At 49.5% G+C, this 11,585-nt stretch carries 10 protein-coding genes; all 10 read right to left on the bottom strand.

Annotated features, from left to right (window positions below; all coding sequences use genetic code 11):
* Positions 1 to 171: 171 nt before the first annotated feature.
* Positions 172 to 1,989 (bottom strand): tetratricopeptide repeat protein, encoded by a 1,818-nt coding sequence (locus tag ACYVB1_RS22050; protein ID WP_460925984.1) that lies wholly within the window; start codon positions 1,987 to 1,989, stop codon positions 172 to 174.
* A gap of 280 nt (positions 1,990 to 2,269) precedes the next feature.
* Positions 2,270 to 4,381, bottom strand: coding sequence for a peptidylprolyl isomerase (locus tag ACYVB1_RS22045; RefSeq protein ID WP_460925983.1), 2,112 nt, complete (start codon positions 4,379 to 4,381; stop codon positions 2,270 to 2,272).
* Between the two features lie 75 nt (positions 4,382 to 4,456).
* Positions 4,457 to 5,758 (bottom strand): hemolysin family protein, encoded by a 1,302-nt coding sequence (locus ACYVB1_RS22040; RefSeq protein ID WP_460925982.1) that lies wholly within the window; start codon positions 5,756 to 5,758, stop codon positions 4,457 to 4,459.
* Between the two features lie 23 nt (positions 5,759 to 5,781).
* A complete protein-coding gene (locus ACYVB1_RS22035) occupies positions 5,782 to 5,955 on the bottom strand; it encodes a hypothetical protein (RefSeq protein WP_460925981.1) in 174 nt (57 codons plus the stop codon).
* Entirely contained in the window at positions 5,955 to 6,491 is a 537-nt protein-coding gene (gene lptC / locus ACYVB1_RS22030) for an LPS export ABC transporter periplasmic protein LptC (protein ID WP_460925980.1), read from the bottom strand. The genes ACYVB1_RS22035 and lptC overlap by 1 nt, the downstream gene beginning before the upstream one ends.
* 142 nt (positions 6,492 to 6,633) lie before the next feature.
* On the bottom strand, positions 6,634 to 7,911 hold the full coding sequence (locus ACYVB1_RS22025; RefSeq protein ID WP_460925979.1) for a hypothetical protein: 1,278 nt from the start codon (positions 7,909 to 7,911) through the stop codon (positions 6,634 to 6,636).
* Positions 7,904 to 8,623 (bottom strand): type III pantothenate kinase, encoded by a 720-nt coding sequence (locus ACYVB1_RS22020; protein ID WP_460925978.1) that lies wholly within the window; start codon positions 8,621 to 8,623, stop codon positions 7,904 to 7,906. The genes ACYVB1_RS22025 and ACYVB1_RS22020 overlap by 8 nt, the downstream gene beginning before the upstream one ends.
* Positions 8,624 to 8,627: 4 nt before the next feature.
* Positions 8,628 to 10,322 carry a pseudouridine synthase gene (locus tag ACYVB1_RS22015; protein ID WP_460925977.1) on the bottom strand — a complete coding sequence of 565 codons (1,695 nt, stop codon included), beginning with the start codon at positions 10,320 to 10,322 and terminating at the stop codon, positions 8,628 to 8,630.
* A gap of 96 nt (positions 10,323 to 10,418) precedes the next feature.
* Positions 10,419 to 10,985: an SMC-Scp complex subunit ScpB gene (gene scpB / locus ACYVB1_RS22010; protein WP_460925976.1), complete on the bottom strand. Its 567-nt coding sequence runs from the start codon at positions 10,983 to 10,985 to the stop codon at positions 10,419 to 10,421.
* A gap of 24 nt (positions 10,986 to 11,009) precedes the next feature.
* Positions 11,010 to 11,399 carry a TraR/DksA family transcriptional regulator gene (locus ACYVB1_RS22005; protein ID WP_460925975.1) on the bottom strand — a complete coding sequence of 130 codons (390 nt, stop codon included), beginning with the start codon at positions 11,397 to 11,399 and terminating at the stop codon, positions 11,010 to 11,012.
* Positions 11,400 to 11,585 lie beyond the last annotated feature (186 nt).

The following is an 11,585-nucleotide window of genomic DNA, read 5'->3' as shown; positions in this document are numbered from 1 at the left end:
CCTTAAAATTCTTATTTTTGCTGTGGTACTACAGGATAAGACGTGAAACGAATTAAGGAGCTTTTTGAAAAGTATAAGAACTACTCGCTTGACCTGATTATGTATGGGTTCTTCATCCTTTTCATCCTGATTCTTATCATCTTTTTTGGCTAGTCCCTCGGGCTCAGCCCTTTAATTTACGGCATCACCGCGCAATTTACGGAAACGCTTACGGGCTTCTGCCGCATAAATACTACCTTGGTGCTTTACCAGCAGGTCATTATACAGCTGCTGTGCCTTCTCTTTCTCCTGCAGGTTCTCCTCGTAAATAAAAGCCAGTTTAAACAAAGCATCATCGCTTAGGATGTCCACTTTGGAGTCGTTCACAATCTTCTGAAGATTTTCTACGGCTTTCCCAAAGTCCCCGGTGCGCTCATAGATGCTGGCCTTCTGGAAGTATATCTCATCCGTCAGGCTGTGCCCCGGGAACTGCTGCAGCATGGCATCCAACGCCGCCTGTGCCTCTTCCAGTTTGTTCTGGAACACCAGCAACTCAATGGCAGCGTAGGCCTCCATGGCCACCGTAGAGGTGTCGAGGCCGGTATTATCTGTAATCAGCAGGCTCAGGTCCATGGCATCGTTGGCAATCTCACGGCTGGTGGCCAGCTTTAGGATATCAAGGTGGGCCTGTGCCAGTTCAAAGTCGCCTTTGTAATAGTTCAGGCGGGCGTTGCGCAGCTTCGCTTCGTGCCCGATTGGTGTCTCCTTGTGTGACTTCTCCACCTGCGAGTAAAGAAGGGTACTTTCCCAGGGCTCCCCCTTAAGCAGGTAGATATCCCCTAAAGTCAGCTTGCTGTCTGCCACCAGGCTGGTGTTCGCACGGGGCATGCTGATGGCCTCCTGCAGCAGGGCAATGGCTTTCTCCTTGTCATCCAGGTGGAAAGCATACAAAGCAGCCATATGCTGCAGTACCTCTACTGTTTCAGGCTTGCGGCCTACTTCATTCAGGAGCGCCTCGTAATCTGCCAGCAAGGCCTGAATTTTCTCTTCGCTTACCGGAAAAGTATTCTGCACCTGCTCTTCGCGGGCATTTATCAGGCGCTGCCGTGCTACCAGGTAGTACGGCCCCTCCGGGTACTCCTGCACAATATACTCATAGGCCTCTATAGCACCCTGATAGTCTTTGTTCTTCAGGCTGATAGCGCCCAGCTCCATTACACGGGTACCACCGCTGCGGGTACGTTTGTCAACAGCCCGCGCCTGTAACAGCGCACCGTAAAAATCGCGACGCTGCACATACAGCCAGATAAGCAGCTCATTAAAAGCCAGCTTATCAGGGTGCTGCTGCACCTTCAGGATTAGTTCTTTCTCCAGCGCATCAAAGTTTTCCTCCTCCCGCATACTGTTCTGAAGCATGTTCTGCACATAACCCAGCTCTTTTTCATCCGCCTGCACCAGGCTTAAAGCTTCGGAAATCAAAGGCTCCGTTTTCTGGCGGTACATGTACAGCGAAATCAGCGACCGGTTATAGGCCATAGGGTCGTTGTTTAACTGGCGGCCACGCAGGTAAGCCTTCTCAGCATAGTCGTAAAGCTCATTCTGTATAAAAGCACTGGCCAGGGCTATTACCCCCTCTGGCTTCAGGTTTTGCAGTAAGTTATTGTACTGTTTACCAGCAGCAGCTTTGTCTCCGGCAGCCTGGTGCACCATACCTAAGTCCACCTCATAGCCGGGGTTCCCGGGGAAGCGCTTGATTGTTTTCTTTACCAACTTCTCCGCTTCTTTATAGTTGCGCTGCGCCAGCAGCACTTTCAGATAATCCGGATATACCACATTAAACAGCCGCTGTTCGTCTATCAGCTTGCTGTACAGGGATTCGGCTTTATCATAATCGCCCTGGCTTAAGTACTGGCGTGCCAGCTCCAGGTCCTGGTGCTGTGCCTGTGCCACTGGAACCGCTACCAACATTAGCAGCGAGAGCAGGAAGGTATGGTATAGTTTTGTTAGCATAGTTCTCTTGAAACGATGAGGTAGCGCTTGTTAATATGTGCCTGAAGTAAGACTTTGATGATTGACTCACCAGGAGTGAACCAGGTGGTACCGGTTAACTTGCTCTGATACTTCTTCTTAACTATGAATATACTAAATCAGTTTAAACTTTTTCTGATATAGTGCTTGTGCAAGCCGTTATCTGTTCTGTTCTCTCAAAGCAGATAGCAGAACAAGGCAGCTGTAAAAAGGAAAAGCCACTCTGTGGGGAGTGGCTTTTCCTTTCTATGTTCTTTTGAGGTTAGAAGAACCTAACGCGGTTGTCTTTTATATCAGCTTTTTCTCTGATAGCTTCGAAAGCGTTGTTCTGCACACTGTTGGTACGGGTGTTGCGCAGCTGCTCTTTCACGTTAGAGAGGTCGTTGATCTCTGGTGCAGGATTCATTTGCGTCAGCTCTACCATCAGCACGCCACTCTGGCCTTCAAACGGGGCTGTGCGGGCACCTGGCTGCAAGCCAAAAGCTTTTCCAACAGCCACTGGCTCCACACCTAAACCAGGTATAGCAGCAGAGGCGAACGTCACGTTATCGGCAGTTCTGACCGTTGCATCCGGGCCATAGCTGGCGGCAATCTGGTCTAAAGTGCCTTGCTGGCCCTGCAGTTTTGCAATGATTTGCTTTGCCTTTAGTTCGTTACGTACAGCGGCAGTCAATTCCTCACGTACATCTGCCACTTTTGCATAGCCTTTCTCACGCTTGTTAGTTAAAGTGGCTACCACAAACTGGTCTTCAATTTCGAATACCGGAGACACATCACCTACGTCAGTGTCTTTGGCATACGCCCAACGCACCAGTTCACGCGCGTTGTTCAGGTTGTTCACAACGACGTTGTTTTTACCAATGGCAGTTGCTTCTTCTTTCACGAGCGCCGGGTTTTTTGCAGCGTTTTCTCTGAACTCTTCTGCGTTATCACTTGTACCGGATAACTCATCGGCAACCGCATAAGCTGCATCACGTGTAGACTCACTTGGCTCAATAGCGCGGAACACACCAGCAACCTGATACTTCTGGTTTGTTTTAGGAGCAGTTACTTTCACAATGTGGTAACCGTACTCTGTCTCTACCAGGTTTGGTAACAAGCCTGTGCCTGAGTAGTTGAACACTGCCTGGTCGAACGCTGATACCATTCGGCCCTGCTCAAACCAACCTAAATCACCACCTGTAGAGGCTGTACCGTCTGAACCATGCTGTGCAGCCATCTGTGCAAAGTCAGCACCGTTCCTGATCTGTGTCAGCACGTCCTGTGCTTTCGCCTGAGCAGCAGCCTTAGCCTCTGGCGTATCGTTTTCCGGCTTAATCAGAATGTGGCTTGCTCTTACAGCACTTGCATCTGATTCTCTGGCATCCGTTACTTTGAAAAGCGCGATGGTACCGTTCTGAGTGTATGGTCCATAAACTTTACCTTCTTCTAACGGCAACTGGTTGCGTAGCTGATCAGGCAGTTCACCCGGGTTGCGGTAAGTACCATCAAAAGGAGCATCCGAGTTTGCGTTAACAAAAGCTGAGTCGTTCGTTGCCGCAGCAAACTGCTGCTTGATGGTGCTGATTTCCTGATTCAGGTAAGTCGTATCTTCAGGAGAGGCATTCACCGGAACGGTTACAAACTCAATGGAGCGTCCTTCGTCAACTTTATATAATTCTTTGTTGCGGTCGTAGTAATCCTGCAGCTGCGCGTCTGTTACCTGCACTGCTGAGTCAGAAACGCTAAAGTAAGGCACGAACAAAGCTTTGATACTGGCAGCAGCATTTTGTGCCTGATAGTAATTCTTAGCCTCGGCGTCTGTGATGTATACTGTTTTAGTCAGCAGGTTCATGTACTTCGACTGCAGGCGATCAGCGTAGATGCTCTGCTCGAAGTTAACCCACATCGGACGGGCGTTCGGGCCCATCTGATCCAGGTTCTGCAGGTACTGCACTACCTGGTTGCGATCGAACTCACCTGTCTGCGGGTTTGTGAACGCCTGGCGCACAGCCGGGTGTATGTTGTTACCCTGCACCATATCCGCCAGCTCCTCTTCTGTTACCTCTAAACCAAGGCGGTCATATTCTTTCTGAAGCGCAATTTTAAAGATTAGCTGGTTCCAGGCCTGCTCACGCAGCATTGCTAACTCACCTTCGTTTGCAGCCCTGCCAGTCCGACCCTCATAATCAGCCTTAACCTGCTGCAGCACCTGGTCGAATTCCTGATAATCGATTTCTTCACCGGCTATTTCGCCAACTGTGGTTGTATCGTTACCCAGAAGCCTTGAGTTAGGACCGAGCAGGTCGCCGCCTACTACAAAAACGCCAAGCCCTATTGCAATGGCGCCTACAGCCCAACCAGACTTCTCTCTAATCTTGTTAATTAATGCCATTCTTTATTTAAAATATAAAAGGATTGTGCAAAATAAGGTTAATCGTGCTAAAATTCAAAATTTTTATCTTCCAGTTTAGTTTGCAGCATCTGCCTGAGAATCTGTGTTTTTAACAAGCTTCACGGCATCGATGCGGTTCTCATCCATTGTGAGGACCCTGATGGTGAAGGGTGGCACAACCACCTCGTCACCCGGAAGAGGTATCTCTCCGAATACAGACAAAATTAATCCGCCTAACGTTTCATAATCACCCTCTGGCAAAGCCAGATTATACTTCCCGTTCAGATAGTCGATCTCGTGGCGACCACTCAGGAAGTAGATGCCTTTCTCCGGCAGCACCTGCTCCAGTAAACGCTGGCTCACATCGTACTCGTCTTCTATCTCCCCGAATATTTCCTCTATCACATCCTCTACCGTTACGATACCGGATGTGCCTCCAAATTCGTCTACTACCACAGCCACACTGCGGTGCTCGGAAACAAACTTCACGAACAGCTCGCTGGCCAGCATACTTTCCGGCACCATGCTCACCGGCCCCAGTATTTCAGAAATAGTGCGGGGTTGCTTAAACATCGCCAGTTGATGGCAATAGCCGATGATGTTATCAATAGAGTCTTCGTAAATGAGGATTTTAGAGTGCCCTGTTTTCACAAAGGCCTGCCCCAGTTCCTCTACAGTACTCTCCACATCTACCGCCTTTATCTCGGTGCGCGGCACCATACACTCCCGCACCTTTACCGTTTTAAAATCAAGCACATTATGGAAGATGAGCGGATCTACCTCGGGAGCATCTTCCTGTTCCGGGTGGTAAAGGTGGTTCTTGATAAACGCATTTAAATCTGTGAAGCCAAATACCGGCTTCTCTTCTGAGAACTCAATCCTGAAAAATTTTTCTGCCACCCATTTGCTCAGGCCCACAACCAGGAACACCACCGGGTAGAGCAGGTAATACACCAACAGGATGGGCACAGCCAGCACCTGCAGCATGCGGTTAGGGTTAACGGCAAAAAGACTGCGGGGTAAGAATTCTGCAGTCAGCAACACCACCACCGAAGCCACGACTATCTGCAGCAAGAGCACCAGAAAGCTGAACTGCATGGTATCGGGCAGGTACATTGAGAACAGCTGATTCAGCACACTGGCAATGGCCAGGCCATACAGCACCAATGCCAGGGTATTGCCGATGAGTGTGGTGCCCATCAGGCGGGCAGGGCGCCTTAGCAGAAAGCTCAGGATACGCCCCGATAGCACCCCGTTTTTCTCGTTCAGCTCAATCTGGATTTTGTTGGCAGCCATAAAGGCCATCTCAATACCAGAGAAAAAGGCTGAGAACAGGAGTGCGATAATTAATATAATAATCTGACTGGGGTCTATCATTATAAGTGTTCAAACCAAAATAATCAGGCGCCGTTCCTTTTTTTGCGGTAATAATACAGCATATACAGCACCAGACCAATCATAAAGAGCCAATAGTTACCGATAACATCATCTTCCACCATACTGCGGTGTGCACCGATAACCATCACCACGAATGACAACGATAATAGAATAATATTTATAAGTCTTTGGTTCATTATTCTTTCAGATTGAATTGGCCGGTTACTTTCCGGATTCTGTAATTCGAGAAATCCTGATTTGCCTCGAGCCCCTGCCCTATCACCACTTCTTCCGGTGATGTTATCTTCACCATCTTGTCTGTATAGATGCGGGCCTTTCGCCTGTCCCAGTACAGTTCTTCTGTCTCCAGTTTCTCCTGCTTCTTCAGGTTGTTCACCACCACATTGCCACGCGCCTCGAAAAGGTTCTGGTTACGGTCCTGTTTCCCATAGTTCGCCTTCAGGGTAGAGGTAACATGCTCCCCCTGCTCGTAAAACTCAACAAAAAGGCCTTCCGGAAAAACACCGTCGCCGCTCTCGAACTCCTGCTGCACGGGTGCCTGTAGTTTTACCAACAGCTTGGCAGAGTCGCTATAGAGGGTAATGACATCATGGTTCTCCATAGTTGGCCCTGTATACTTTTGCTCCTTATCGGGGTCTTTTAAGTCATCTTTACAGCCAAACCCTAGAGTGGTCATTAAAACCACTAATCCGGCTATCCATGCTTTTCGCATTGTTTAAATCAATCTGGTGATATGTGGTAAGTTAGCAAAATCTGTGCTGAAACAGATAATCATCCGGAACTGGCAGGTGTATCATGCAAAAAAGGCCGCTGTATAGACGGCCTTTTTTGCATGATAAGCTGTAAGCATGCTTTTACTCAATTCTACGTTTGATAAACCACCTGCTGTTTACGGTGAATTCTAAACCAAACTGCAGGTAATCCTCCTTCACCAGGCCATGATCGGTGGTGCCGCGCTGGCCGTAGCCCATGGAAACGTTTAGCTGGTAAAGGTCGTACAAGGTAGATCGGCCAATAGGCAGGGTCGCTCCTACCGTCACACCTTTATCAGTGATGCGCTGCCCATTCAGGACATAAGGCGTTTCGCCGTAGTACAGGCCGCCACGGTACATGATACGTTTGAAGTAGCTATCTATAGCGGTGGCATCGGGCGTAAACTCCGCACCTACTGCCACACGGTAGCTGTCTTCCAGACCGCCATTGTTGCCTTCAAAATTTTTGAAATCAGACCACTTGTAACTCGCAAAATCAGCTGCCACAGTCAGGTTCGAGCCATTGTCGATGCTGATACCTGCTCTCAGGCTTGCCGGTACTGTCACACTGCCTTGTGCGCTGTCCACCGGAGATACCGGCTGCGTCACGCGCTCGTACGTTAACTTGCGCTCGGCGTCCAGTACAGATTCAAAGCTGTAAACGGCACCGGCACCCAAAAACAGTTTATCTGTTACTTTCTGGCGATAATTGGCACCGGCTCTGAAAATAAAGTCGTTATAGCTGGTGCGGTCCACTATTGTTACACGCTCCTGGCCTACGTTTGCCTGCTCCGGGTCAGATATTGTGCTGGAAGACTCATTCGCGATGTTACCGAAGATGTAGGAGGCACTGGCTCCCACTGTAAGCCCACCAACAACTCTAAAGCCATGGGCAAAATAAGCTTCTGATAAGCCACCATTGCCCACATACTCCCTGAAAATAGTTGCCTGCGGGTTGCCCTCCACCCCATCCGTAACATTTACCTGGTAGTTAACAGTAGAAAAGGGACGCAAGCCCACAGCTGAACTCCAACGCTTGGTAACCGGAACTGACAGCGACAGGTTATTCAGGTTGCCATTGCCATTTATTTGGGAACTGGTCTCGCTGCTCACCCTCTTTGCCTGCCCCGCAATACCCATTGTGAAGTTGGTAATGCTGTTATAATAAAGCAGCGCCGGGTTAGCAGTGTTTGGCTGATAACTATTGGCTGCGCTGATACCGGCACCCGCCATACCGGCGTTCCGGACAGTGCCATAGTTTTCATTTATCTCTCCCAATCCGTAACGGGAGTAGGGGGTATTGCTGATAAGCTGTGCCTGGGTGGTGTGCGCCAAACATAGCGCCGCAAAGCCTATCAATACTCGGAATGTCTTATACATTATGTGTCAATATTCTGTGAAGTCCGATTAAGACCAATTCAGGAATCACAAAGATGCGTCCTTTTAACTTACTTTCAAAAAATCCTGCATCGCCTCCGCAAAGTATAACCACCAGATCGGCAGCTTTTTCTGTGTAAGCCTGGATAAAGCCGTTCAGTTCTGCGACAGTACCCGTCAGTACCCCGCTCAGGATAGACTCCTCGGTGCTTTGCCCTGTTAGCGGAAAGCCACTTTCGACCCGCTGTACTAACGGCAGCCGCTCTGTAAAAGTATGCAGGGCTTTGAATTTCATAGTCAGGCCTGACGCAATGCCGCCGCCGTGGTAGTTGCCATCGCTGTCAACAAAATCATGCGTAATGCAGGTGCCGGCATCAAACACCAGGCAATTGCGGCCCGGAAAAAAGTAGTGGGCACCGGCAGCTCCTGCTATTCTGTCAGCACCCAGTGTCTGGGGCGTTTTGTACAGATTAGAAACAGGCAAGGCTGTCTGCGCCGTAAGCTCCAGGAACTTACCGGTTACAGACAGCCTTTGCTGTATAATTTGTGCGTTGGCGGCCACCGAGGCAACTATGGCATGGTCAAAAGTCTGATTTTGCAGCACTTCCGGCAGCTGTTCCAGCCCCTGGAAATACCCTTGCTCCACCAGGGCATCTCCTTCAAAGATGCCATACTTTGTACCCGTGTTTCCTATATCGATGGCAGCGCTGCGCATACAATTACATGAAGTACTTCAGGCGAACCACTTCTTTTTCTGTCAGGTAGCGCCAGTTGCTGCGCGGCAGGTCTTTCTTTGTGAGACCGGCATACTGCACACGGTCCAGCGTTACCACCTCATAACCCAAGTGCTCGAAAATACGGCGCACGATGCGGTTGCGGCCAATGTGTATTTCTATCCCCACAAATTTGTTCGACTCTCCCAGGATGGCAACATCATCCACTTCTGCTTTGCCGTCTTCCAACTCCACACCTTCTGCTATTTTCTTGAAGTCTTCCTTGGTCAGGGGCTTATCAAGCTCTACCTGGTAAATCTTCTTGATGCCGTTAGAAGGGTGCGTCAGCTTTTGTGCCAGTTCTCCATCGTTTGTGAAAAGCAGCAGGCCTGTTGTGTTGCGGTCCAATCTGCCTACCGGGAAGATACGCTCATTAGAGGCACCTGCAACCAGGTCCATCACGGTCTTTCTTCCTTCCGGATCATCGGTGGTTGTCAAGAAATCCTTTGGCTTGTTCAGCAGCACATACACCAGTTTCTCCCGGTTCAGGATTTTTTTGCCGTACTGCACATTGTCAGTCGGTTGTACCTTATAGCCCATCTCCGTTACCACTTCCCCGTTCACTTTTATCTCACCAGCCTCAATCAGCAGGTCAGCCTCACGGCGGGAGCAAATACCGGCGTTCGCAATAAAGCGGTTCAGACGGATTGTTCCATCGTCTTCGCCTTCTTCCTTGCGGTTGGTCTTTTTGATGCGTGGGTTGTCTTTGTAGCGGCTCAGGTTATAATTAGGTGTCTGCGGAGCCTCGCTCTTGCTTTCACCAAAGCGGCTGTTGCTGCGGTCACGGTCGCCAAAGCTCTTGCCTTTAGCGCCTCTGTCGCCTCCAAAGCTGCGCTTTTCGCCGAATGATGGTTTGCCTTCGCGGCTGAATCCACGGTCACTGTCTTCTCTGCGGCCTGCACCAAACGGCTTTCTGTCGCCGCCTTCACGCTTCGGTCCGAAAGAGCGACGCTCACCACCTTCATTGCTTCCGGCGCCAAAGCTTCTTCTTTCTCCTTCATCACGACGTGGTCTGTCGCTTCCAAAAGAACGTTTCTCGCCGCCCTCTCTTCTGTCAGCGCCAAAGGAACGTTTTTCGCCACCTTCTCTTCTATCGCCGAAAAATCGTCCTTCGCCGCCTTCGCGCCTGTCAGAGCCAAAAGAGCGACGGTCGCTTCTTTCACCGCCACGGCGGTCATCTCTCCTGTCGGAGTTAAAGCCGCCTCTGTCGTTGCTGCGTCTCTCAGGTCGGTCCGAATTGAACGAACGTTTCTCGCCGCCTTCTCTTCTGTCAGGTCTGTCGCCGTTGAACGGTCTGCGCTCCCCGCCTTCCCTTCTGTCGCCGAAAGATCTTCTTTCACCGCCTTCGCGTCTGTCTGGGCGGTCTGAATTGAAAGACCTGCGGTCGCTACCTGCCCTGTTCGGGCGGTCTGAGTTAAAGGAACGGCGTTCGCCGGAGTCTCTTCTATCGTTATCTCTCCTGTCAGAACCGAAGGAGCGGCGCTCACCCCTGTCTTCTGAACGGTCGGATTTGTCTCGTCTGTTGAATATCTTTTTGCCTTCGCGGTCGTTGTTTACCGGTCTGCCAGAATAATTTCTGTCAGCGCCTCTTCTGCCTGCTCCTGCATTGTCGCGGTCAGGTCTTTCGTTATCTCTTGCCATTATAATATAATTATGGATGCAGTATCGCTACTGTACCTTTCTTGTGTGCAGTATTAAGGAATAAGGGTGCGTTATAGTTCAAAAAAGGATGCTGAACTATTGGTCGGCTGTTTCGCCTATCACGTTCTCTTCGGTGGCGAAATCTTTTAGTTGCGGAAGATCTTTGATGTGGTTGATGCCGAAGTAATCCATGAACTTCTGAGACGTGCCGTACAAAACGGGTCTGCCAATGGTGTCGGCCTTGCCTTTTATTTCTATCAGCTCTTTCTCTAAGAGTTTATGAATGGCGTAGTCGCAACCCACGCCACGTATTTGCTCTACAGCCGATCTGGTGACCGGCTGCTTATAGGCAATAATTGCCAGCGTCTCCAGCGAAGACGCTGACAGCTTTTTCTTTGACTTATGCTTTAAATAAGTGCTTACCGTCTCCTGGTACTCGGGCTTGGTGAGGAACTGATAGCCCCCGCCGATGGCGTATATCTGAAAGGCGAAGCCCGCTTCCATGAGCTGCTCGTTTATACCTTCCACAGCCTCCAGCACATCGCTCACTAATATCTCTTCCATTCCCAGCGACTCCTGTAAGCAGCGCTGGATTTCTTCAATGCTTATGGGCGATTGGGCACAGAAAACAAGTGCCTGAATATGGTTTTGCAGAATATTCAAGTGGTAAAAGTAAAGGTACTGGTATTAGTCGTTACGCTGAAGCTTGGCCTCAATAGAGTGCTGTGTGTGCGGTACAGCACGCAGTCTTTCTTTCGGAATCAGCTTACCTGTTACAATGCAAACACCGTAAGTGCCGTTCTTTATGCGAATCAGGGCATTCTCCAACTGCTGGATGAACTTCATCTGGCGGGAGGCCAGCTGGTTCAGGCTTTCCTTCTCAGCTGTATCAGCACCATCTTCCAGCACCTTGGTAGGCGAAGCGGTGTTATCAGTACCGGAGTCGTTGCGGCGGCTAAGGGTTTCTTTGATGAACGCAACCTCTTTACGGGCGTTTACCAGCTTCTCCTGAATAATAGTCTCAAACTCTGCTAACTCCTCTCTGGAATAACGCTGTTTTTCTTCGTTTGTATTCATTCTACTTTTTTAGAACTGGTTATAGTTTTAACCTATTTTTATGTATTGGTAAACTAAAATTCGATTCTTTTTCTAGTGTAACGGCATAACAGCCACAAAGGAATTTAAGTTTAATCCGCTATATATATTGCTTCAAATTCTTTGCCACCGCCGATCCGCTGAGTAGTACTAAACCTAAATTTCGTG

This window comes from Pontibacter brevis, assembly GCF_054779655.1.
Note: the sequence above shows the minus strand (reverse complement) of the source record. Positions and strands in the feature narration are given on the sequence as shown.